The sequence below is a fragment of the Fictibacillus fluitans genome (assembly GCF_030418125.1).
In the GTDB taxonomy this organism is placed as follows: domain Bacteria; phylum Bacillota; class Bacilli; order Bacillales; family Fictibacillaceae; genus Fictibacillus_C; species Fictibacillus_C fluitans.
In genome coordinates, this window is sequence record NZ_JAUHTR010000007.1 from 61183 (window position 1) to 84358 (window position 23176).

22 protein-coding genes and 1 riboswitch are annotated in these 23176 nt (G+C 44.4%); of the genes, 5 read left to right on the plus strand and 17 right to left on the minus strand.

Translation table 11 applies throughout. The features are described 5' to 3' along the window. Positions 1-76: 76 nt before the first annotated feature. The 11 genes from QYB97_RS13960 to QYB97_RS14010 all read right to left on the minus strand — a co-directional run bounded on the left by QYB97_RS13960 (position 77) and on the right by QYB97_RS14010 (position 10324). The gene (locus QYB97_RS13960) at positions 77-1159 is read right to left on the minus strand and encodes a copper resistance D family protein (protein WP_301166617.1); all 1083 of its coding nucleotides are present in this window, start codon (positions 1157-1159) and stop codon (positions 77-79) included. A gap of 82 nt (positions 1160-1241) precedes the next feature. Continuing rightward, positions 1242-1757, minus strand: coding sequence for a PIG-L family deacetylase (locus QYB97_RS13965; RefSeq protein WP_301166618.1), 516 nt, complete (start codon positions 1755-1757; stop codon positions 1242-1244). Positions 1758-1781: 24 nt separating this feature from the next. Further along, positions 1782-2894, minus strand: coding sequence for a GNAT family N-acetyltransferase (locus tag QYB97_RS13970; RefSeq protein WP_301166619.1), 1113 nt, complete (start codon positions 2892-2894; stop codon positions 1782-1784). Positions 2895-2975: 81 nt separating this feature from the next. Next, positions 2976-3749, minus strand: a complete 774-nt coding sequence (locus QYB97_RS13975; protein ID WP_301166620.1) for a hypothetical protein — start codon at positions 3747-3749, stop codon at positions 2976-2978. Positions 3750-4002: 253 nt separating this feature from the next. Then, positions 4003-4140 (minus strand): hypothetical protein, encoded by a 138-nt coding sequence (locus QYB97_RS13980; protein ID WP_301166621.1) that lies wholly within the window; start codon positions 4138-4140, stop codon positions 4003-4005. A 114-nt stretch (positions 4141-4254) separates the two neighbouring features. Then, complete coding sequence (locus tag QYB97_RS13985; RefSeq protein WP_301166622.1) at positions 4255-5574, minus strand: nucleobase:cation symporter-2 family protein; 1320 nt, start codon at positions 5572-5574, stop codon at positions 4255-4257. Further along, positions 5574-6167 (minus strand): xanthine phosphoribosyltransferase, encoded by a 594-nt coding sequence (locus QYB97_RS13990; RefSeq protein ID WP_301166623.1) that lies wholly within the window; start codon positions 6165-6167, stop codon positions 5574-5576. Before QYB97_RS13990 ends, QYB97_RS13985 begins: the two co-directional genes overlap by 1 nt. Positions 6168-6313: 146 nt before the next feature. After that, positions 6314-6415, minus strand: a riboswitch (purine riboswitch). 167 nt (positions 6416-6582) lie between these two features. Then, complete coding sequence (locus tag QYB97_RS13995; RefSeq protein WP_301166624.1) at positions 6583-7161, minus strand: superoxide dismutase family protein; 579 nt, start codon at positions 7159-7161, stop codon at positions 6583-6585. Positions 7162-7311: 150 nt separating this feature from the next. Then, positions 7312-8178 (minus strand): STAS domain-containing protein, encoded by an 867-nt coding sequence (locus QYB97_RS14000; protein WP_301166625.1) that lies wholly within the window; start codon positions 8176-8178, stop codon positions 7312-7314. Between the two features lie 129 nt (positions 8179-8307). After that, the gene (locus tag QYB97_RS14005; RefSeq protein WP_301166626.1) at positions 8308-9636 is read right to left on the minus strand and encodes an ABC transporter permease; all 1329 of its coding nucleotides are present in this window, start codon (positions 9634-9636) and stop codon (positions 8308-8310) included. Then, positions 9620-10324 (minus strand): ABC transporter ATP-binding protein, encoded by a 705-nt coding sequence (locus QYB97_RS14010; protein ID WP_301166627.1) that lies wholly within the window; start codon positions 10322-10324, stop codon positions 9620-9622. Before QYB97_RS14010 ends, QYB97_RS14005 begins: the two co-directional genes overlap by 17 nt. Before the next feature lie 179 nt (positions 10325-10503). On the opposite strand from QYB97_RS14010, the gene QYB97_RS14015 reads away from it, so the two are divergent. The 3 genes from QYB97_RS14015 (at position 10504) to QYB97_RS14025 (ending at position 14718) form a co-directional block, all read left to right on the plus strand. After that, the gene (locus QYB97_RS14015; protein WP_301166628.1) at positions 10504-12117 is read left to right on the plus strand and encodes a M20/M25/M40 family metallo-hydrolase; all 1614 of its coding nucleotides are present in this window, start codon (positions 10504-10506) and stop codon (positions 12115-12117) included. A 93-nt stretch (positions 12118-12210) separates the two neighbouring features. Further along, positions 12211-13047: a dimethylarginine dimethylaminohydrolase family protein gene (locus tag QYB97_RS14020; RefSeq protein WP_301166629.1), complete on the plus strand. Its 837-nt coding sequence runs from the start codon at positions 12211-12213 to the stop codon at positions 13045-13047. Between the two features lie 303 nt (positions 13048-13350). Beyond that, complete coding sequence (locus QYB97_RS14025) at positions 13351-14718, plus strand: murein hydrolase activator EnvC family protein (RefSeq protein ID WP_301166630.1); 1368 nt, start codon at positions 13351-13353, stop codon at positions 14716-14718. A gap of 43 nt (positions 14719-14761) precedes the next feature. Here the strand turns inward: QYB97_RS14025 and QYB97_RS14030 are convergent, their stop codons facing one another. After that, entirely contained in the window at positions 14762-15532 is a 771-nt protein-coding gene (locus QYB97_RS14030) for a protein-glutamine gamma-glutamyltransferase (RefSeq protein WP_301166631.1), read from the minus strand. A 196-nt stretch (positions 15533-15728) separates the two neighbouring features. Here QYB97_RS14030 and QYB97_RS14035 point away from each other — a divergent pair, with 196 nt between their 5' ends. Beyond that, positions 15729-16577: a hypothetical protein gene (locus QYB97_RS14035; RefSeq protein WP_301166632.1), complete on the plus strand. Its 849-nt coding sequence runs from the start codon at positions 15729-15731 to the stop codon at positions 16575-16577. Here QYB97_RS14035 and QYB97_RS14040 read toward each other — a convergent pair. The 3 genes from QYB97_RS14040 to QYB97_RS14050 form a co-directional block, all read right to left on the minus strand. After that, the gene (locus QYB97_RS14040) at positions 16574-17545 is read right to left on the minus strand and encodes a nuclease-related domain-containing protein (protein ID WP_301166633.1); all 972 of its coding nucleotides are present in this window, start codon (positions 17543-17545) and stop codon (positions 16574-16576) included. The two genes, QYB97_RS14035 and QYB97_RS14040, sit on opposite strands and share 4 nt — an antisense overlap. A gap of 224 nt (positions 17546-17769) precedes the next feature. After that, the gene (locus QYB97_RS14045) at positions 17770-19137 is read right to left on the minus strand and encodes a sigma-54 interaction domain-containing protein (protein ID WP_301166634.1); all 1368 of its coding nucleotides are present in this window, start codon (positions 19135-19137) and stop codon (positions 17770-17772) included. A gap of 63 nt (positions 19138-19200) precedes the next feature. Beyond that, positions 19201-20832, minus strand: coding sequence for a long-chain fatty acid--CoA ligase (locus QYB97_RS14050; RefSeq protein ID WP_301166635.1), 1632 nt, complete (start codon positions 20830-20832; stop codon positions 19201-19203). Between the two features lie 173 nt (positions 20833-21005). Here QYB97_RS14050 and QYB97_RS14055 point away from each other — a divergent pair, with 173 nt between their 5' ends. Next, positions 21006-21164: a hypothetical protein gene (locus tag QYB97_RS14055; RefSeq protein WP_301166636.1), complete on the plus strand. Its 159-nt coding sequence runs from the start codon at positions 21006-21008 to the stop codon at positions 21162-21164. Positions 21165-21215: 51 nt separating this feature from the next. Here the strand turns inward: QYB97_RS14055 and QYB97_RS14060 are convergent, their stop codons facing one another. Together QYB97_RS14060 and QYB97_RS14065 are read right to left on the minus strand one after the other, a co-directional pair. After that, positions 21216-22307: a low temperature requirement protein A gene (locus QYB97_RS14060; RefSeq protein WP_301166637.1), complete on the minus strand. Its 1092-nt coding sequence runs from the start codon at positions 22305-22307 to the stop codon at positions 21216-21218. Positions 22308-22361: 54 nt separating this feature from the next. Next, a complete protein-coding gene (locus QYB97_RS14065; protein ID WP_301166638.1) occupies positions 22362-23117 on the minus strand; it encodes a DUF4931 domain-containing protein in 756 nt (251 codons plus the stop codon). Positions 23118-23176: the final 59 nt, after the last annotated feature.

The following is a 23176-nucleotide window of genomic DNA, read 5'->3' on the forward strand; positions in this document are numbered from 1 at the left end:
CGCCATTGTAACAAGCGTATTCCCAAATAGAAAGCAGGCAATAAAAAAAGGATCCCGGATGGAATCCTTTTTTCCTTTAAATAAAGACAGAGAACATAACAGCCAGATAAAACGAAACGGCAGCGCCTAAAGTCAGCAATAAAGCCACTGTCACAGAAACATTTCTTCGAATCGTAAAATAGCTCACCGCAAGCAGCAGCAGAGCCACGGCCAGCAATCCTGCGCCGGCCATTGTTGGGACAATTTCTACCATTGAGTTGATATTCACCTTGTCTTCAACAAAGGCGGTAAACAGCTTGGAAGGCTTCTGAAACGCCAAAGTCTGGGAAACGTCATGCGGCGGCTCCTGCTGGGTCATGAAGCCTGTTACCGCAAAAATAATAAGCAGAATGATTCCTTCAAGCCTCATCCATCTATAAGGAGCAAATGACGTATCCGCCAGGTTTTTCCGAACCCAGATCGTGTTAATTCCTGCATAAAAAATCACAACGATCAAAAGGATATGTTTGATCAGAAGGGCCTGTCCATAATCGATCATCCAGGAGTTGAAATATTCGGGAACAATGTAGTTCATCAGCCAAATCCCCCCGCCAATGGTTGCCAGAAGGCAAATGAGGGCATAAGGAGTAAACCACTTAAAGAAAGCAGACAGCTTTTCCCTGTCCTTTGAAAACCAGCTGACAATCAGCAGCGTTCCCGTCCAGCCTGTAACAGCAAGGAAATGAAGGGCATGTGCAAAAAGCCCGCCCCATTGATTTAATGAAGCCGCATGACTTGTATATCCGATGGCGATGATGAGGACGACGCCTATGCCTAAAGAAAGCCTGGACAAAAAACGGTCCTTCGAAACCTCGTTGAAATAAACCATCACAAATATAAGCAAGGATAAAGCCAGAATAAAAAACCAGCCTTTGCCGATGTCAAAGGAAAACAAAATATCATTCAGCGTGGGCCAGAAACCGAAATCCTTCCCAAGACTCAATGCCAGCTCAAGCACTTGAGAAAATGCCGTCACAGGGATAAGGGCGATCCACAGCAGAAGCCCTTTCTTTGAAACATGAATCGGGGGACGCCGTTTATCAGATATGGAATAGAGAATAAAAGTACCGATAAAAAGAGAAAAAACCAGATATAAAACAGCCTTAGCAACAAACAGCATATGTAAAAAAGTCCCCCTGTGCGTTTTTATGTATCGTTAGTAACTTACCATAAAATCACAGGGGAAACTACTCTGTTCACATTCATTTAACTTTTACGGTCCGTGCGATGGCAATCAGGTCAAGAAGCTCAATTACGGCCGGTTTTTGACTTTTATACAAATCAAGAATTTCAAGCTTGCGTTTAAGGATATCGACGAAAAGAAGTTTCTTAATCGTAAAATCAAACATATAAAGATTTTCATCAACCAGGTTATGCATAATTTCTGAAAGGGCTTTATGTTCTGGATGTCCATATTCCCCCATCAGGTTGTGGGTAACAATTTTCCTATATTCCCTCTCTGCCAGTACCCGGAGTAAATCTGCCTCAAGTTTTGGACGGTTCATGTGTTCGGTCCAGGCATCCCGATAGTTCCATATCTCATATTCTGTCACTTCTACTTCTTTCATGACATTTTCAAATTCTTTTTTCCGGGTAGCGTCATTTTGGTCGGAAATACAAATCACTTTCCAGCCTTTTTCCTGGATCAGTTCATCTCCCCCGAAAAATATTTCATCATCCGGGTGGGCTACGACCATTAGTTTATTGGGTTCTTTCATTAAGGTTCTTCCTCCTTGTACAATTTAAAAACGGTCCCTCGACCAGAAAATATAGGATGACTCAGGAAACAGTTCCTTTATACCGGCATGCCGGTCTGGAATGACATCTGCTCCCCTCATAAGATAGTGCAGAAACTCAGTTCTCTTTAATTCTGCATTTCCGTTCTCCCAGCTGAAAAGCCAGGAATCTTCAAGCGCCGACAGCTGCAGGTGATTCATCCCCAGATCATTCCCCCGCTGCTCAAAAATCGGTTGAAATTGCTGAAGCACTTCATCCTGATCGATAATCTTCCACATGCCTTCCGTATTTTCTTCTATTTCATAGGGTATATCTTTCAGAATAAAATGATTCATGGGAAGCAGGCACCTTACTGTTTTTACTTGGGGATCGAGAAGCGAAAGCACTAATGTGATCATGCTGTCTTTTTCTCCGTCCTGACTGCAAAGTTCATGAATGATAAGTACTTCATCCTTTTTTTCTGCACGAATGTAGGACAATACGGTGCCGTCCCTTACCGCTTTCTGAAAATAGCTGGTCTCGATGTCATTTTCTATTTGTTTCTCCCAATAATCAGCAGACCGGATGCGCGGTCCGTTCAGACTGATTGAAAAAGCTTCATATATGATACGAATGGATTGGATGTCATTTCCATTTATCGTTTCAATATCCAGTTTCCCATCAGGAAATGCACTGTCCCATGTTTGTTTCATGTGGCCAGACTGTGCAATGGGAACGGGCTGTTTTACGGTCTGCCATCCAGCTTTTTCATAAAAGCCAGGGATGCCGGTGAATAAATTGGACAAACCATATTGCCGCTCTAACAGCTTTTGTTCAATTTCCTTCAAAATCCGGTGTGTCAATCGATGCCCCCTGTAGTCCGGGTGAGTGGCCACGTTTCCGATGCCGGCTGTTTTGACTTCAACACCTGAGACCCAAATGGAGAATGGATAGATTTGAACGACCGAGGCCATATCACCTTCTGTTTCAGCAATCCATGTGGTGTTAAATGTGTAGGCAGGTTCTCTTTCGAGGCGATTCTGGAAAAACGCCTGCTCCTCAGGAAAAACCGTCCCCAATAGATCAATCGCAGATCCAAGTTCCTGGTGATCATTTACTGTCCGAATGGTAAATTCCACAGCACACCCTCCTTTAATCCATCCATTCCCGTTCTAAAAGAAAAAAAACAAGCCCCCGTCAAGGGAGCTTGCAGCATCACATTATGCTCTTTTTTTCATTTTCTTGGCGGTGCTGCGAAATTCTTTAAGACCTTTGCGTGTAATGTTGAAATGCTGATCAACAAGGCCGGCATCCAATAAATCCTCATACGTGTTTTTACTCATTTTGGGCTGGACCGCTTTAACCTTTTGGTTGAGTTCATCGAAGGTTGCACTCAGGATCACATCTTTCCCGAGCACGGCTACTACATCACCCAAACTGTTAATTTCCATGCCTTCAGCAAAGGCTCCTGCATCGGCTTCGTCCTCTGAGGAAAGCTGTGCCAGCACTTTATCAATATCCAGCTGAATAAGCGCAGCCTCTTTTTCTTTTTGCAGCAGATAACCGATATAATCGCGTTTATCTTCTTCCAGCTGATCATGATTGGCGATCAGCCGGTCAATAATCTCGTTTTGTACCTTTTTAACCCGCTTGAGCTGGTCTTTATGCTCTTCGAGATCCCTTTGCAGCTCAGCCTCATTTTTCAAAGGTTCTGATGGATTCGCACCAGCGGTTATACCATTTTTCTTATTTCGTTTGAACAGGCTGCCATTGTTTCCGCCAAGCAGCTGGATAACCTCATTTACCTTGGAGTAATACAATACAGAAATCGCAATCGCAAATATGGCCAGTATAAATGATAATAAATCCGAAAAATGAAACGTAAATTTGGCAGTGGCCACTTTAAACATGAGTACCATGCAAAATAAGCTGATTAAAAGGATTTTAAACCAGCTGTTTCTGTTTTTTATCCTGTCGTCCATTGTGTGTTTCATGTACAAAATTCCTCCCTACTTCTAAACCACGGCGCTTTCGCCGGTAACTTCACAACATTTCGATGCGTCTTAAGCGATTATGGCGATATCTGTATTGTAAACAAAAGGAAATCCATTGAGCAAATGTAATTTATGCCTCCATTACCTTTTAAAAAGTGAATGGACGACTAATTATACACTCAAACTGAAAAATCCTACAGGAAAATGGGAGAAGTTATACATTTGCAAAAAAAAATAAGACATATCATATGTCTTATGCGCCTTGCTTATTCCGTTCATTGCTTAACACGGTGATGACGATTTCCTGGGTATTGGTTCCTTCACATACAGGGCAGCCTTCCATTCCGTGATCATGATGCAGAATGGTTAAACAGTCTTTGCAGTATTTCAATTTTATTTTCCTCCTTATTTTGACTTACTCTATCCATCTATACCCGTATTTTTAAAATAAAAACCTTCTATAATGGGAAATCGGGCAACACAATCATGCTGCCCGCTCTATGTTTTATTTAACGGAAAAGGCCCCGACGGCTGCTTCTTTTCGCTGTTTTGCTTTTACCTTTTTTCTCTCTGCATTAAAAACAAGGTTCAGGACAATGGCGGTTAAGCTTCCTGCCACAATGCCGTTGTCTGTTAAAATCTGCACTCCTTGCGGGAGCTTTGCGAACAAATCCGGCTCAACGGTTACGCCAAGTCCGATCCCGACAGAGCAAGCAATAATCAACAGGTTTTCCTGTTTGCCAAAATCCACTTCGCTCAGCATTTTGATTCCTGAAGCCACCACCATTCCAAACATCGCAACGGTTGCGCCTCCCATGACAGGTGTAGGGATCAAGGTTGTCAGCGTGGCCACCTTGGGAACAAGGCCTAGAACGACAAGCATTCCTCCGGCCGTATAGATGACATTTTTGGTCCGGATACCGGAAAGCTGAACAAGCCCGACGTTCTGGGAATAGGTCGTATATGGGAAAGCATTGAAAATCCCTCCAAGGATGATCGCCAGTCCTTCCGCCCGGTATCCCTTTGTCATTTGTTCAGGCGTAACTTCCCTGCCGCATATTTTTCCGAGGGCAATAAATACTCCGGTCGATTCAATCATGCTGACAATGGCCACAAGAACCATGGTTAGGATAGCACTTGCATGGAATGTTGGAGCTCCAAAGTAGAACGGCTGCACCATATGGAACCATGAAGCATCAGCCACCGGCCCGAAATTCACTTTCCCCATGAAGAAAGAGGCAATCGTTCCTGCCGCCAATCCGAGCAGAATGGAGACCGCCCGTATAAATCCTGTGAATAAACGGTACACGATGATGATAAAGGCCAGAACGCCAAACGACAGCATCAGGTTTTCCGGTGAACCAAAGTCTTTGCTCCCCTGTCCCCCTGCCATATCCTGAATAGCGACCGGGATGAGGGTAACACCTATAATCGTAACCACCGATCCGGTGACGATCGGCGGAAAAAGTTTAAGGATTCTGCCGAACAAGCCCGCCAGGAGAACAACAACAGCACCTGCCGCCAGAATGGAACCGTAAATGGCTGAAATACCGTAATGAGATCCGATGGCAATCATCGGCCCTACGGCTGTAAATGTACATCCGAGAACCACGGGAAGACCGATTCCGAAGAAACGGTTGTTCCATACTTGCAGAAGAGTGGCAAGGCCGCACGTCAACAAATCAATGGAAACGAGATAGGCCAGCTGTTCGGTTGAAAGCTTCAGTGCCCCTCCTACGATCAGAGGTACAATCACTGCACCAGCATACATCGCTAAAACATGCTGGATGCCCAGAGAAAACAATTTACCATTCGTCATTTTCATCAGATCTGCGCCTCCTCTGTTTGCCGTGTAAAGGTGATCGAGCCATTTGAAAGTGATGCTACTCTAGCCAGTGATTCCACCCTGTAGCCTTTTTTCAGAAGCTTTTCTCTTCCTGACTGGAACGACTTTTCGATGACGATTCCAAACCCGGCGACGTGGCCCCCTGCTGCCTCCACCAGATGAGCAAGCCCCAGTGCCGCTTCTCCGTGAGCCAGAAAATCATCAATAAGCAGCACATTGTCACCAGGAGTCAGCCACTTCCTTGAAACAGATATTTCATTTTTTTCTTCCTTAGTAAATGAATAGACATTGGCTGTCAGCAAATCCTCAATTTGAGTCAACGACTTCCGTTTCCGGGCAAAAACCACCTTTACCCCAAGTTCCAGTCCTGCCATGACGGCCGGTGCAATGCCAGACGATTCAATGGTAAGGATTTTAGTGATCCCGGCATGCTTAAATCTTCGGGCAAATTCTTCCCCCACTTTTCTCATCACTTCCGGATCAACCTGATGGTTTAAGAAAGAATCCACTTTAAGCACCTTATCTGATAACGCCTGTCCTTCTTTTAAGATAACTTCTTCAAGAAAGTTCATAATCTGTCTCCTTTATGCGGGTATACGAGTTTACTGATAAAAACACGAAAAAAAGACCCGGGGAAAACGCCTCTCTACGAATGAAGCGTTCCCTCAGGTCTAATAATCCCGAAAGAGAAACGTGGAGTTCTCATACCAAAAAACAACACGTTTTATGCGACACCCGTAGTCGGATCATTTACGGCGATCCGGTAGAGACTTGCAGGCCATATCCCTGCTATTATACGAGTCTATGAAGTTAGACATATTATAAAATAATTCTTGGTAAAAATAAAGTATTGTTCGGAAAAAAGTTACATTTCCGAACAAATAATCACATTTCAGAAGAGAAAACGGTTAAAAACCAAACAATATACCTGGCAGATATAATGAATAGAAAAAAACCGGCTTCACTTCAGCAAAGCCGGTTTTCATGCTATTTCTTGATTACACCACAAAGTATACGATCACCTGAATTACCGGATGGGTCTGTTTTATAATCATCCGCCTGGGCGTGGACAACAAGAGCTGTACCGCCTTCTTTCAAGAGGGAGTTATCCTTGCCTTCCTGAAGCGTAACCAGAGATGACATTAAATCACCGCTGGCTTTTCCCGACTGGTCAGCGGTAATGTTTTTCAAATCTCCCACATGAGGTCCCTTCGGGTTTTCAAAGCCATGCTGTTTTTTCATGGTATTAAAGTGCTTGCCCGCAGATTCGAATATCGGCACTTCACATACTCCGTTTTCATGGAAATGGATGCCGTGCTTGCCCGGAGTCAGCCCTTTGGCTTCCACTTTTACTTTTACTCCTTCAGCGGCTTGCTCCAGCGTGGCAGTACCTGCCTGCTTTCCTTTTGAATCCATCAGCTGGACCGTTACCGGCGAGGATTTGGACATGCTGGATGCCCCTTCTGATTTTTGCTCACTTTCCATGTCATTATTATTATTGCTGCCGCACGCTGAAAGCAGGATACCAAGCGTAAGAATACCAACACCTTTTGCCCATTTCCGCATAAAAATACCTCCTTAAAAAGTCAACTCATTAAGAGTGTTGACGGAAAAGGAGGATAATTAAACCTATTGCAAGAGAAATAAACCATTGGAAGGATAATTTTCCAGACATACTTCCAGTTTCTGAAACTTTAGACCCTTCCACTGCACGATTTATTTCGTGGTTAAATCATCTATTGTAATACCTTTCTCATGAACCAAATAAGTTAATGCACTTTTAAAGGATGAAAATACCGGAACATTCAAAGAAATGTCAGCTTGTACAATGCCCTGGCTGAGCTCAGGACTGAACCCTGTTAAAAGCGCATCAACCCCCATAAGCCGCAATGAAGCGGTCAGCTGTTCAATCTGAAGAGCCAGCTCCTGTACGCCCAGGGCAGAAACCTGAAGCGAAGTGATTCCTGTAAAATCCACAATAACAGTAGTCATTCTTTGGCTGGCTACAGCATACAAAAGTCTGGTGCGGATTTGTTCAAGACGGTGAACGGAAAGATCGCCTGCTAAAGGAACAAGGATGGTATCTGGAATAATGGACGGAATCATGGGCACGGAAAGCTCGGAAATTACGGATTCCTGCTCCCTCAGCAGTTCTTCCTTGTGAGCCACATCATCTTTATATTTGTTTTCAAAGGCCTGACTTAAAGAGTAGATGGTATAGTCATTATTTCTGATCAACAATGAACCCATCTCGAAAACATTCATATCTAAAAAAAGCTCTTGTTGAACGGCATACTCCAGTTTGCTCCAAATTTCCTGGCGCAGCAGACTTAACTCTTGAATGGCAGTCTCCACCTCTTTTTGGCGCTGGTAATAGAATTCCGCCGCTCTCTTTGTCCAAGAATCGATGCTTTCTTTGAAATCTTCCTTATCTTGAAATAAATTTTGGCCGATAATATCAATAAAATCAGAAATCATGACGGCATCCAGAAGAAAGTCGTGGTCTCTCGTATTATCATTCACAAACCTCTTATCTTTTTGGGTGCTTATCCACCGGCCAATCTCCTCTATTGTTTCTTCCATTGGTTCGCTTCCTCTCCACTTATAAAAAAACTGCTAGTATCCTTATTTTATCAGAAATGATTAATTATGCTTACTATTCATCCTTCATTAAAAAAAGAAAAAGCCACCTTTATTAAAAGGCGGCTAGTCTTATATATCCCTTCTCAGTGCCTTTAAAACATCCACTTGGGTGGCACGGACGGCCGGACGCAATCCCGAGATTAAGGTAACACCGAAACAAATCGCTATACAGATTAAGGGTAAGGTCACTGGAATGTAGGAGAAGTAAAAGTTCTCCGGCGGTTTTTCATGAAAAAACTGCTCGATCAGTACAGGAAGAATTAGATTCACTCCAAAACTGAACAAATAGGCTATCGCCGTTCCAATCAGGGCACCCATTACCCCAATAAAACTGCTTTCCATCAGGAAGATTTTTTTGATCACACCCGGGTGGGCGCCAATAGCTTTCATAATACCGATATCCTGTGCCCTCTCTGTTACAGCCATCGTCATTGTGTTGAAAATACCAATAGAAGCAATTAATACGGCAACAGTACCGACCGTAATCAATCCAATTTTAATAATCAGGAAAATCACGTTGATTTGCTTGAGTTCATTTTGTGGAGAATAAGTGCTGTAGCCCCACTTTTCAATTTTTTTGGATACACCCTCAACTTCATCCGCTGTATGGGTGTATACTTTGACATCATTGTATACATTGTAATCCATCTTTAAATTCTTGTTTTCCGGTGAATTCATGATTCCCCGCGGTGTTTTGGTAAAACGCTCAATGTCTTTTAACTGCCCTTCAGATATAAATACCGACTCATTCATCATCCATTGCTTGGACGGTTTCTTTCCAATACCGACTATGGTGAGAGGGAAATTTTTCTTTACCATTCTTTTGCCCTCTAGCTGCTGAATTTCAAGCTGAACGGTTTTCCCGAGGAGGTTCCCTTTATATTGGCTATCTTTCATCTTGTTCTGCATTTCCTGTTCCGATAGATTTTTCGTATCCTCATCCGGAACCGGTTTTATTAAACCCTTGGCAAAATCGTACCCAACAACAATTTCATTTTTATGTATCGGCATCCTCCCCTTGCTCAATTCAAATCCCGCCTTCTTTTCTGCAGGAAGATCAGCCACCATGGTTTCTGCGTGTGATTCATATTTATTCAGATGATAGGTTAAATTGTTTTCAATAATCTGTTTGCGAGTGACCGTTTTTGTGTTTTTAAGGTCATCAAGCTTTTGGATTTCCTCCAACGTGAAAGGCTTTTCTCCATGCACTTCTATTTCAGTCATCAGCCTTCCGTTTGTAATGTCTTTTATGGCTGTTTTATGGATGCCAAAACCAATGGAAGCAAGAACGATCAAAAATGCACAGCCAATCGTTGCAGCCAGTACGGTCATGATGACACGTGTTTTATTCTTTTTCATATTAGCGCGGACAAAGCGATACCTATCCCTGAACTTCATAGATCTTTTCCCCTTCCATTACATATCCATCAGTGATTTCTATTGTTCGGTGAGCGATCTGTGCCACTTCCTGATCGTGAGTGATGATCAGAAAGGTAATCCCCCGGTCTTTGTTCAACTTTTGAATGAAGGCGAGAAGCTCCTTCTCATTATCACTGTCAAGGCTGCCCGTAGGTTCATCTGCCAGTATAATCGGAGGGTTAACAATCAGCGCCCTGGCAATACTCACTCTTTGCTGCTGGCCGCCTGATAATTCACCGGGATAATGTCCGCCATATTCCGATAACCCCACAATTTCGAGCATCTCCTGTGTCTGTTTCTGCCTTTCCTTTTCATTCATCCCTTTTAGAATGAGCGGCAACTCCACATTTTCGAATGCAGTCATGCTGGAAATCAATTGAAAGCTTTGAAAAATAAACCCCAGATGGTTTAACCGGAAATCTGCCCATTTGCCTTCATTAAAAGATGTTACATCGATATCATTGATTGTAACGGTACCCGCTAAAGGTTTAATATAGCCGCTGATCAAATTAAGCAGGGTTGATTTTCCTGATCCGCTTTTGCCGACAATTGCCGCAATCTCCCCCTGCTTCACATGCAGATTCACTTGATGCAGTACTGGTACAACTTTTTCCTTTCCTTTTTTCCCAATCCGAAATTCATGGGAAAGCCCCTTAACCTCTATCATTGTTTACCCCTCCGTAACTGTATTGCCTGGTATAAAACCGATGTTACAGAGCAAGTGAGAAGGAGTCAATAAATCCCAGTAAACCTTCAATCTTTCTTAAGATTCTTAAGAATTTACATTTGTGTTAGGATAATATCAAACAATATCAAACAAGCTACTTCTTAGAAAAGAGGGATCATATGAGCAGATGGCAAGACAAGGAATCATTAACCGCACTGATAAAAGAACTCGTCGAAATACCGAGCATATCCACTGAACCGGCTGAAATTGCGATGGCTGAACATCTCTACTATGCATTGAGCTCCCTGGATTATTACAAAGACAACCCCGGCCATTTGCAGCTCCAGCCGATGCCCGATGGACGCAAGCTGTTAACGGCATTTGTACAAAACGGCCCACACAAGGATACCGTGGTACTTTTAAGCCATTTTGACGTGGTGAATATAGAAGATTATGGGGACTTGAAGCATCTTGCATTCCGGCCAGCGGAACTGACGGAACAAATCGAACAACTGCAAAATCTGCCGGATGATTTAATGGAAGATATGGAGAATGAGCAATGGCTGTTTGGGCGCGGCACCATGGATATGAAAGCAGGTGTGGCCCTTCACCTTTCCATGATTGAAAAGGCGGCCGAGGGTCACTTCCCCGGAAATATTTTGATGGTTTCCGTTCCTGACGAAGAAGTGAATTCTGCAGGTATGCTTGCTGCCATCCCTGTTCTTGAGCAATTGAAAAAACAATTTTCAATCACCTATAAAGCTTGCCTGAACGGAGAACCTGCCTTTACCCGCTACCCGGGAGACAAGAATCATTATTTATATACGGGGACAGTGGGCAAGGTTCTTCCCGGTTTTCTTTGCTACGGCCGGGAAACCCATGTGGGTGAGCCCTTTGGCGGATTAAACGGAAACCTTATGGCAGCGGAAATCACAAGATTGCTGGAGCTGAACCTGGATTTTTGCGAAACGCTTGAGGAAGAAGCGATACCGCCCCCAGCCAATCTGCTTCAAAAAGATCTAAAGGATCATTATTCCGTTCAAATCCCTCATGCAGCCGTTACTATGTTTAATTTACTGCTGATGGAAAAATCCTTTACGGATGTGAACCAGCAGCTGCTTGAACTTGCCAAAGAGGCTGCCGAAAAAGTGGAATCCTTTTTTTATGAAAAAGCTCTTGCTTATTCGAAGCTTGTGCCGTTTGATATAAAAAAACCAGACATTACTGTTTTAACGTTTCAGGAGCTGTATGAACGGGCTCTTGAACTTCATGGCCAGGAAGAGATTACAAGGCGGGAAAATTATATTCTGTCCACCCATCCCCACCTTGATGACCGGGATGTGACCACCATGCTGGTCAATGACCTGGCGAGTCTTTGCAAGCAATACGCGCCGATGATCGTTCTTTTTTATGCTCCTCCCTTCTATCCCGCTGTTTCATCAAGGGAAGATGCAATGATCCAGAAGGTTTCCGCAGACGTTATCCAGTTCGCCCAGGAACAATTCCAAATCACCTTAAAAAAACAAAACTATTTTGCCGGGCTTTCCGACTTAAGCTATGTAGGCCTTTCCTATAAAAAGGAGGAGCTTCGTCCGCTGCTCGACAATATGCCGGTTTATGGTGAACGGTACACTCTTCCATTGAATGAAATGAACGACCTGACAATGCCTGTGATGAATTTAGGGCCGCTGGGCCGGGACGCGCATAAATGGACCGAACGCCTCCATCTTTCTTCTCTGCAGGCTACTCAGCAATTAATTGCTTATACCATTACAAAGCTACTGAAAGGCTGAGTTCTGCAGCATGCTATTCTTGTTTTTTGGAAAGAATAAAGCAGGAGTCTTAACAAACGCGACGAGAAAACGATGCAGAAAAAGAGGGATCAAATGGCTTGTTACAGCGAATATGACCGACTGAAAGATGTCATTCTGTGTGAACCGAAGTTTATGAAAATCCGCGAGGTAATCAATGAAACACAGAAGTATTATGCCGACGAAAACATCGACACAGAGCGTGCGGTAAAACAGCACAAGACATTTATTAAAGCCCTTGAAGAAAAAGGGATTACAGTTCACTGCCTCCCCTCCTTACAGGAATACCCGGAGCAGGTTTTTACGAGAGATATCGGCTTTACCATCGGACATACCCTGTATATCTCGGCTATGGGGCGGGAAATCAGGCAGGGAGAAGAAAAGATACTGAAAGAGTGGATGAATGAAGAGCACATTACCATCAAAGATTTGCAGCATGACAGCATTGAAGGCGGAGATGTCCTTCTGGACCGGAAAACGGTCTATGTTGGCGTCAGCCACCGCACAAGCCGGGAAGCGATTGCCAATCTCCAGCAGCATGAGCCCGACTATACGATTATCCCGGTTCCCTTTAACGAGAAATATTTGCACCTTGACTGCGTGTTCAACGTTTTATCACCCGAGGAAGCCATCATTTACCCTCCTGCATTCCATGAAGAGGAGCTGAAATTGCTGACATCCCGGTACAAAACGATTGAAATTGATGAAGATGAGCAATTTACACTCGGTACAAATATCCTGTCGGTCGGAGAAAAAAACCTTTTTGCACTGCCGGTGAATAAACGAATCAATGCAAAACTAAGAGAAAGAGGATATAACGTGATCGAGGTGGATATTTCCGAGATCATTAAATCAGGCGGTGCCTTCCGGTGCATCACCCTTCCGCTGGACCGCCAAAAACCAACTCAATAATCCTTATAAGCATCCGCTGTATTCCGCTGCGGATGCTTTTTTGGGCTTTTTCTCTCCCCATAAAACTATCTGCTTCATGAATCGACAATTTTTTCTCTTTTTCTTTCCCCAGCAAATCCAAGTCCACCAATAAACCTCTTAATTGGGTCATTTATCCAAGTTCATGTCAAAATCCATCGACCAATGTAATATTATGAAATAGAAATGTAATATTATTTCACGAAAACTTGTCGATTTTAAATGCTATAATAATCTCTGTGATTAATAGACTGGTAACATTTGCAGTAAGAGGGGGAATTTTTGTTGAAGAGGAAGATATTAACAGCTGCTTTATCAATTAGTATTGGACTATCCGGATTAACATACACATCAGCATCTGCAGAAACGTTAAAAGAGGTTAAACAAAAGCAAGCCGAAAACCATGCGGAACAAGCGAAGAAAAACAATCAGGTTAAAAAAGTACAAGGGGAACAAGACCAGCTCCTGAAGGAACTGGACAAGCTCGAAGCTTCGTTGAAAAAAACAGCAGGCGATATTGAGACAAAAAAAGATGAGATCGCCCAAACGAAAGCGGACATCGAAAAATTAAAAAATGAAATTGCAGAACTTGAAAAACGCATTAAAGCACGTGATGCCCTATTGAAAGAACGCGTTCGTAATATGTACGAAACAGGCGGCCCTGTAAAATACATAGAAGTGCTTCTTGGTTCACAGGGATTCGGTGACTTCCTTGACCGCATGATCAGCTTGAACATCATTGCGGAACAAGACAAAACCATTTTGGAAGAACATAAGCGTGACAAAGAGGCTGTCGAACAGAAAAAACAGCAAGTGGAGTCGAAGCTTTCTTCACTGACCGGCCAATTGGATGAGCTGAATTCATTAAAAGGCCAGCTGAAAGATCAAAAAAGCAAGAAAAACGAGATCATGAAGGAACTTCGAAGCGAAGAACAGCATCTTCATGATGATATCGGCCAGCTTGAAGAAAAGGATGCTCTTCTTGCCGACCAGGAAAAAGCAATTAAAGCAGAAATTGCGAGAGCGAAAAAAGAAGCCGCTGAGCGTGCGCGCCGTGAAGCGGCAGCGAAAGCGGCTGCTGCTAAAGCAGCAAAAGAAGCGGCAGCAAGAGAAGCCGCCCAAAAAGCAGCAGCTGAACGTGCAGCAAAGGAAAAAGCAAGCCAGCCTGCCCATGAGTCTGCTCCTGCACCAGCACCGGCTCCTCCTGCTCCAAAACCTGAGCCGGAACCAGAACCATCTTATACACCGCCTAGCTCAGCCGGGAACTTCATCTTCCCATCCGCTGGTGTTGTCACTTCACAGCTCGGTTCCAGATGGAACAAGTTTCATGCAGGTGTTGACATTGCAGCTGGAGGAATTGTACCAATCCATGCAGCGGCATCCGGTACAGTTATCCGCTCATACACCTCATCTACTTACGGAAATGTGGTCTTCCTGTCCCACTATATCGACGGGCAGCTTTACACAACTGTTTACGCGCACATGAGAGACCGCGCAGTAAGCTCCGGCCAGACAGTATCCCAGGGACAAACCCTCGGACACATGGGGAACACCGGCCATTCCTTTGGACAGCATTTGCACTTTGAGCTTCACAAAGGACCTTGGAACGCAGGTAAAACCAACGCGGTCAACCCGCTTCCTTACATTCAATAAATTACAAAAAGGCCACCCGGTTAACATTTGCCGGGTGGTCTTTTTATACAAGCAGACGCCTAAGCGGATGTCCTGTGTATTCAGCCATTCTTCTAAAGTTCGGACGGATGATCTGCCCGGTCAAAAAGGCTGACGTCGTGGCACCCGGACGTCTCCGCTGGTTGAGAACTTCAATAAATTCTCCGAGCATTCCCACCCCAATCCCATGACCGAAGAACATTCCATTTCCTAAATCAATCAAATTCTCGCCCTGCCATTGAGGTGTCGCAGGATGAAACTCCGGATTTTGGATATACCGGATGTCTCCCGGCAATGATTCCCCGCTTGTCACCGCAGTCAGCTGGAGATCCTCATCATGTTCCGTGCTCCACAGCAACAGTCCCCGGAAAAGCTGATTAAAGGTTGTCGGACCTATCGTCTCCAACAGCCCTTTATAAAGGATAATCATCATGGAAGTTGTGCATTCGAAGGCATATTTTCGCCCATTGACAAAAATATCGGTAATCGCATCCGCCGGTGTTACATCAGGACGAATAAGAAATCCGCCATAGGCCGTTAAAATCCAGAAATTACGGTTCGCTCTTGATGTCTGAAACGTCGCAAATCGCGCTCCGCTGTCCTTCAGGGCATAAGCCGAAGAAACAATGTTTGAACGGTACGTGATTTCGAATTGAAGCTGTCGGGAGCTGTCATAAAAAAAGGACTCCCTGCTGTTCAGCAGCCGGACGGCAGTGGTACGCTGGGCCTCAGAAAATTGCCCGAATCCCGGTATGTCTTCTATTGTGTTCAGTTGCTTCCCTTTTACATAAACCAACGTTAGCCCCCCTGTTCCCACAGGATAATATACAAGATATGGGATGAGGAGAAGAAAGGTGATTACTTGGCCCAATGTGATAAGCCCGAAATCATAAAATGTGGCACATTGCCTTGGCCAACGGGGAAAAAACGCGGTTAATTTCGAAGAACCTTGAGATATTAAAAAAGATACTACTATCAAGGAGTTAAAAGACATGCCCAGCCGACAAACCCGTATAGCGTTTCTTTTCGTTATTATTCTGATGTTCATTCCATTTCAAGCAGCAGAGGCAAGTGAATTTCCTTTCACCGTCTATCCTGTTCCAGAAAAAGGAACTATTTTAAAGTGGGAAAAAGTAAACGAGCTTCTGCCTACCGGAAAAAAATTCAAGGTCATTGACCTGGAAACCGGTTTTTATTTATCCGTACAGCGCCGTGCCGGAAACAAACATGCCGACGTCCAGCCCCTGACCTATAAGGACACGGCTGTTCTGAAATACCTTTACAATGGCAAATGGAGCTGGCGCCGGCGGGCCATTCTCATACCGGTTAAGGGAAAAATGCTGGCAGCTTCCATGCATGGCATGCCCCACGGAGCCGGAGCACTTCCAAACGGCTTTCCGGGCCATTTTTGCATTCATTTCGCCGGAAGCACCACCCATAAAACTCGAAACGCAGATCCGTCCCATAAACTGATGATCTTAAAAGCGGGGGGAAAACTTGAAGATTACGCCCATCATGCCAACCCGCATCAGGTTGTTCAAATGTACTTATTATCGCTCAAGGAAAATGATCCAGATCTGATGAAGCCTGTCCTTCCGGAAAAAGGCGATTTGCGAAAGAGGCTTTTGAAAACGGGGAAAGGTGTCACTGCCATCCATTATGATATCCGGGGAAAAGAATCCAAAAAACATCGTACATTCAAAACCGTTATTCCCATCAAAACGATCATTTACAGAAAAAATGAAGGTGTGGAAAAGAGGATGGTTCACATCACCGTCGCCCGGCTGACACCATGGTCTGCATGGAAAATCAGCAAAGTGAATTGGGGAGAAGAGGATTAATCAGGAAAGTGCAGGAAGTATTTTCGGTTTTTGAAGGAGCCCGTAACTGGAAGGTTCATGGAACAAAGTAATTTTTGTGCCACGGAAGCCGAGGGGACAAATAAAAAATGTCTGAATTCCCGATTGCTGATGCTCTCGCCAAGCAGCAGCTTATAATCGTGCAATGCGATAAGATGGGCATTTTTGGATGTCGCCAAACATTGTGAACAGATCCATTTTGCTGACATCCTTTTCATGGGCAGATAACCGCAATCCATACAATGAACACCTTTTAAGATTTCACCAGGCTGTATTTTAAAACGTTGTAAAACATCTACTTCTAATGGAGTATGTTCTTTTTGCAGCTGCCGAATCAGCTTACGGATGAGTTTATCGGTAATTAGATGATTTGTATAGCGACTTTTTAATTCATCTATTTTATTCATAAGTTTCCCTGTATGGAGGACCTTTTCATTAAGGCCTATTTGAGGTTTAATAGGGTTTTTAATAAGTGTATACGGACTGCTGATTATAACGAGGGCTTCTATGGGGATTTTCTCAAAGCGGTGATTTTCCAACCAAACATTCAATTGTTTTTCTTGTCGCTGGACTTGCAGAAGCGGATCGGGAAATGCCTCTTCCTTTTCTTCGCTTAAACGAATTAATTGGCTGAACTCCTGATCAAAAACAAGCGTTCCTGTGAAATTTTTCACCTCTAATACCAAGATAAAAGCAGGAGAAACAATTAGGGTATCCATTTGAAAATAGCGAACACCATCCCAAAGCCTTAAATCATGAAGAATAAAGTATTCTTTTTCGTGAAGAAAGCTCAATGGGTAGTCCAGTGACTCTTCCCCTCTGTATCCGGCCATATATTTATAAAAACTAGCTTCTATTTCTTTTCTTTTTGGATGATGTTCAGGAATTCTCCGTAGTAACGCCTCCATTTTTTGAAGAATGAGTGGCATTTTGCGTTCTTTTACGATCAAATAGCTCCATCCTTTCGATTTTGGTTAACCGGAGAAGGAATTTGCACTTGATCCTTCTCCGAATTTTATTAGTTTTCACAATACCCGCCATTATGAGAGATTTACCCGCCATTCTTGGCCAAATACACGCCATAATTTTCAAATACACGCCATTTCATGATATTTACCCGCCAAAACCCGATTATGTCAACTACCGCCCCCGTGATCTATCCCAAAAATCAACCTCACTCCACTCCATACTTCTTCAGCTTGTCGTATAAACTGGTCTTGCCAATGCCGAGGGTGTGGGCGGTTTTCAGCCGGTCGCCATGATGCTCCCTCAGTGCCGCCTGCAACACACGCTTTTCGGTTTCTTCCATGATTTCCTTCAGGCTGCGTTTGCCCAGGGACAATACGGAGACTTCTTTTAAATAATCGGGAAGGGCCTCTTTGGTAATCCGCTCCCCTTGACACAAATGAATGGCAGCTTCGATGACGTTTTCTAACTCGCGGGCATTGCCGGGCCAATTGTGGCGGTCCAGCAAACTGGCAACGTCCTCCTGGAGACCAAGGATGCGGCGGCCGGAACGCTTATTGATTTTGGCAAGAAAATGTCCTGAAAGCTCTTTAATATCCTCCGGCCGGTCACGCAATGGCGGGATGTTCACCTGAATGACATTGATGCGGTAAAAAAGATCCTCACGAAACCGCTGTTCCTCCACCATTTTCTCCAGCGGTTTATTGGTGGCCGCGATTACACGAACATCCACCTTTACAGGCTTTACGCTGCCGACCGCCTCCACTTCCCTGTCCTGAAGCACACGGAGAAGCTTCACCTGCATGTGAAGGGGCATATCGCCAATCTCATCGAGTAAAATGGTTCCTCCGTCAGCCAGCTGGAATTTGCCTGGCTTGCCTCCTTTTTTGGCACCGGTAAACGCGCCTTCCTCGTAGCCGAACAGCTCTGATTCCAAAAGATGCTCCGGGATGGCACCGCAATTGACCTTGATGAACGACTTATTCGAGCGTTCACTTAATTGATGGATGCTGTGGGCAAACAGTTCCTTGCCCGTCCCGCTTTCTCCCCGGATCAGCACCGAAACGTCACTGGCTGCTACTTTTTTGATCCGTTCCTTCAAAACCTTAATCTCGGATGATGAGCCTACAATGTCATGCAGGGAATATTTTGCCCCTGTATTCTCCTCCTGCACACTTCGGTAATATTCGAGTTCCGTTAACAGATTTTTAATATGGGAGTTCATCGTCCGCCATTCTTCCGTATCCCTGAAGGTAACGGTCCCGACTGCACCAACAACCATGCCGCCCTGGCGGATGGGAAGACGGTCCGCGATCATATAGTTTCCCTCGATAAACTGCAGATCGGCTATTTCCTCTTTTCCGGTTCTGGCCACAATATGCATTCTCGTATTTTCAATTACATCGGTTACATGCCTTCCGATCGATTCGTGCTGATCCACTTTGATAAAATCGCAATACGCCTGATTTAAATAGGTGATGAAGCCATTGATATCAACAACCACCACACAATGGAAGGCGTTATCAATAATCGTTTTCAGGAGTTCATCTTTAAACTGAAGTTCTGTGATTAACATGTTGGACACCTCTGTTCTTTTCATGAAGAAGCTGCCTGTGCTTAAAGCAGAGGCAGCCGTGGTTTATTTCGTCTCTACTGTTCCTTCACTCGCATAGTGATCCCGAACCTGATCTCTGAGGGCTCGTTTTAAAAACTTGCCGACCGATGTTTTCGGAATTTCGTCCATAAACAGAACATCGTCCGGGATCCACCATTTTGCAAACTGCGGTTTTAAATATTCTTTGATGTCTTCCTTCGTGACCTTGCCCCGGGCTTCCTCCTTCAAAACCACACAGGCAATGGGCCGCTCCTGCCATTCAGGATCAGGGACTGCAACCACGCAAGCCTCAAATATATCTTCATGTGCGATGAGAGCGTTTTCAAGATCAACAGAAGAAATCCATTCTCCCCCGCTTTTAATTAAATCTTTCGTCCGGTCCACAATTTTTATAGTACCTTCCCCATCGACTGTGACAACATCACCGGTATGAAGCCAGCCGTCTGTAAATGAGGCAGATTGTTCTTCACCGTAATATTCATCGGCGATCCAGTTGCCGCGGAGAAGAAGCTCTCCCATTTCATTGCCATCCCATTTCACCTCACCGTTTGCGCCTTGCACCTTCATTTCCACACCCGGTACAAGGTAGCCCTGCTTCGCGCGGATGTTCAGCTTTTCTTCATCGCTAAGATCCTGCTGATAGCTTTTGATCCGGGAAAAAACAACGAGAGGACTGGTTTCCGTCATGCCATAGGCGTGGGCAAACGGGATGTTATGCCTGGATTCAAACGCTTGAATAAGTCCTTTAGGCGCCGCTGAGCCACCGCATAAAACATAGCGAAGACTGCTTGTGTCATATTTCCCTTCATCAAGCTCCTTCAGTAACCCCAGCCAGATCGTCGGCACCCCTGCCGTAATGGTGACGTTCTCCTGTTCAATGAGGTCCGCCAGAAGTTTCGGTGTGAACTGCGGTCCCGGTAGCACCTGGGTGGTTCCGAACCAGACCGCCGCAAAAGGAAGGCCCCAGGCATTTACGTGGAACATCGGAACGACGGGCATGCAGATATCGGATTCCGAGACACTTCCTCCGTCCACATGGCCGAGTGCCATACTGTGTAGAACAATACCCCTGTGAGAATACACAACACCTTTTGGGTTTCCTGTAGTCGCAGAGGTATAGCACATACCAGCCGGCTCATTCTCATCAATATCCGGATTAAAAGCAAAGTTCGGATCGCCTTCATCCAGCAAGGCTTCATAATGATAAAGCGGCTTTAATGGCGAATCAGGAAGTTCCGGTTCATCGGTCATCAAAATGAACGAGTGTACCCCTGAAATTTCATCCCTGATCGCTTCGATCAACGGCAATATATCCTGATCAATCAAAAGCACTTTGTCTTCTGCATGATTGATAATATAGGCAATGTGAGCCGGTGACAAGCGAATATTGATCGTATGAAGAACTGCTTCTGCACCGGGAATCCCAAAATAAGCTTCCAGGTGGCGGTGATGATTCCAGGCCAGCGTCCCTACCTTATCACCTTTTTGGACACCCAGTTTTTTCAGCGCGCTGCTCAATCGTCTTGTCCGATTGGCTATTTCGCGATACGTAAAGGTTCGAATACCGGAAGCCGTCCGGCTGACAACCGTCTTTTTCGGGAAAAACCGTTCGGCGTGCTCCATCATCGCTGTAACACGTAAAGGCACATTCATCATTATTCATTACCTCCCTTGGATTGTGGTTACGAGTCCTCAATTGTACCTAATTTACTACTTCACCAAAGGCTTGAAAATCCCTTGTTTTCCCTGAAGAAAAGGGACGTATGGGAGTAATTCCCTAATTACATGGGGATACTTCAAAATATCCAATGGAAGAAAGGAAGAACATCATGAAAAGAGACCATAAAGACGAACCTACTGTTGCATCCGGAATGAATGATGCAGAGGAATTAAATCAAGACGCAACACAAGAAGAGGTTGAAAACGGAGAGTACACAGAAGTAACCACCATGTCATGGGATGAAGTGGATCCAAGCGGGTCAGAGTAAAACAGAGAAAAGACGCTGTGTGAAGTGAGACACAGCGTCTTTTTCATCGCATTACCTTGTGGTGAGTGCAGCATAAAGAATAAAAAACAGAGCCAGTTCACCAATGATCATGATATTTGGTGTGACGACTGAAAGATTAATAATAAAGAAAGCAGCAAGAATGCCTAAAAATAGCCCGAGATGAAGATAGCCTAACCGATCTTTTTCGTACCTGTACTGATGAAAGACAAGCGTGGTCGCCACGAAGTAAACAAACACAGAGCCAAATACGAAATACAGGATGAATGAGTAGTCGACCTCCTGCAAAAACAGCAGCTGGATGGAAGCAGCAATCATGCTCAACGACATTAAAATGAACAAATGGCCGTATATGATCGTCTGCCCCGCCGTCTGAATTTCCTTGTTCACCTTCTTCTCCACGTTATCAAAATACTGCCACCACATGGCGATGATCAGGATGAAAGAAACAACGGAGAAGGAAATGGAGTTCCAATCCCCTTTTTGCGGCTGCATGACGGCCAGCGTACTGACGACCGTTTCTCCAAAGAGAATCAAGGTTAATAAACCAAATCGCTCCAGCAAATGAGCGGTTTGCGGCGGGCCTTTTACAAGATAGCGGCGTCCCGCAATGGGCATCAGCATATCAATGGCAATGCCTGCGTACAGAACCGCGTAACGAATCCATGAATCAAAGAAAAGGGACAGAGAGGACACCGCGATGCCGATCCAAAACGTCCTTCCCAAATACCAGGCAACGCGCTTCACATCGCCTTCTTCCACGTTCTGTACAACCAGATACTGAATGGCCGTTAATCCTCTCAGCCCAAGATACCCAATAAGAAATGAAAGATAATAGTGATCAAAATCTACAGACAGGCTGGAGATCATGGTCAGTACAAAAACCATTTGAAAAATCATAAATAGCCGCTGATACGAAGAGTCCTCTCCAAACCGGTTAACGAACATGGTCTGCCCTGTCCATGCCCACCAAATGGGAATAAACATTAACACAAATTTCACGAGATATTCCGTATGAATATAACCTTCTTCGACGTGCAATATAGCATGTGTGGCTTTGGCTACTGCTGCCACGAATAATAAATCATAAAAAAGTTCCAGCCACGTTACTTTTTTCTCCCCCAACTCCCTTGATCCCCTTCCCGTTCACCTGCACATTATTGATATGTAAGGATTGTCCTATAAATAGAGTGATTTGATTTTTTCTGCAACAGCATCAATATTGCTTGCGACTTGCGGAAAGGAATAGCCAACATAAAGCGGAGAAGCCGCAAAGCGCGGCACCACTTTCGCGATGATGGTTTCATCCAACCGGTAAAAGAAAAGGTTATAGCTGCTGCAGTTTTTATTGAAATGATTCAGCAGGAAATGTGTGGACAACTGGATGTAATCCGCCAGCTCCTTCGTTTTTCCCCGGTCCTTCATAAGAATATTCAGTTCATAAAATCCCATTTTGGGTTTAGTGGAAATGTTAAATTCAATTCCTTTCTGGCTATCAATCGTTATACCCTCGAACTGGGAGGCACTGATGTTGTCGTGGTAATCCGCATCTTTGAAACCAATAATCTGCATATGTGGATGGCGAAGCGTTCCACCGGAAAACGGGCCATGATTTTTAAAAAAGATAACGGACTTGTATTCTCCGCTTTCAATTGTTTTTTCCCACGCTTGAAGTCCAAAGTCCAGCAATGTGTAGAGATGGTCTTTGCTGTACTCGGATAGCTCTGAAAAGCAATCCTTCGTTTCAATCAAAACGGTTTGAAAGGCATCGGCCAGCACGGGATACTTGTTCTTCAGCCAAATGATATCTCCCTTTTCTTCAAGGATATCCGTGAGGCTTTCGCGCTCGCAAAACGGGCACTTGGTTGCGGTATTCCTGATGCTTTCCGGTTTTTGTGTGCCGATATTCATATTAAAAAGCAGTGGAGTTTGCATGAAGATCACCCTTTGTCTAATGAATGAAAGAAAATATACATACTATGTTTCTTCCCTGA

Bases quoted from the DNA above. Each gene is read 5' to 3' on its own strand.
- QYB97_RS13985 (WP_301166622.1), bottom strand. From the start codon at position 5,574: ATGAAAATGACGAATGGTAAATTGTTTTCTCTGGGCATCCAGCATGTT.
- QYB97_RS14000 (WP_301166625.1), bottom strand. From the start codon at position 8,178: ATGGAAGAAACAATAGAGGAGATTGGCCGGTGGATAAGCACCCAAAAA.
- QYB97_RS14055 (WP_301166636.1), top strand. From the start codon at position 21,006: ATGAAAAGAGACCATAAAGACGAACCTACTGTTGCATCCGGAATGAAT.
- QYB97_RS14065 (WP_301166638.1), bottom strand. From the start codon at position 23,117: ATGCAAACTCCACTGCTTTTTAATATGAATATCGGCACACAAAAACCG.
- QYB97_RS14015 (WP_301166628.1), top strand. From the start codon at position 10,504: ATGAGCAGATGGCAAGACAAGGAATCATTAACCGCACTGATAAAAGAA.
- QYB97_RS13960 (WP_301166617.1), bottom strand. From the start codon at position 1,159: ATGCTGTTTGTTGCTAAGGCTGTTTTATATCTGGTTTTTTCTCTTTTT.
- QYB97_RS13975 (WP_301166620.1), bottom strand. From the start codon at position 3,749: ATGAAACACACAATGGACGACAGGATAAAAAACAGAAACAGCTGGTTT.
- QYB97_RS13995 (WP_301166624.1), bottom strand. From the start codon at position 7,161: ATGCGGAAATGGGCAAAAGGTGTTGGTATTCTTACGCTTGGTATCCTG.
- QYB97_RS14045 (WP_301166634.1), bottom strand. From the start codon at position 19,137: ATGTTAATCACAGAACTTCAGTTTAAAGATGAACTCCTGAAAACGATT.
- QYB97_RS14035 (WP_301166632.1), top strand. From the start codon at position 15,729: ATGCCCAGCCGACAAACCCGTATAGCGTTTCTTTTCGTTATTATTCTG.
- QYB97_RS13990 (WP_301166623.1), bottom strand. From the start codon at position 6,167: ATGAACTTTCTTGAAGAAGTTATCTTAAAAGAAGGACAGGCGTTATCA.
- QYB97_RS14020 (WP_301166629.1), top strand. From the start codon at position 12,211: ATGGCTTGTTACAGCGAATATGACCGACTGAAAGATGTCATTCTGTGT.
- QYB97_RS14005 (WP_301166626.1), bottom strand. From the start codon at position 9,636: ATGAAGTTCAGGGATAGGTATCGCTTTGTCCGCGCTAATATGAAAAAG.
- QYB97_RS13965 (WP_301166618.1), bottom strand. From the start codon at position 1,757: ATGAAAGAACCCAATAAACTAATGGTCGTAGCCCACCCGGATGATGAA.
- QYB97_RS14050 (WP_301166635.1), bottom strand. From the start codon at position 20,832: ATGATGAATGTGCCTTTACGTGTTACAGCGATGATGGAGCACGCCGAA.
- QYB97_RS14010 (WP_301166627.1), bottom strand. From the start codon at position 10,324: ATGATAGAGGTTAAGGGGCTTTCCCATGAATTTCGGATTGGGAAAAAA.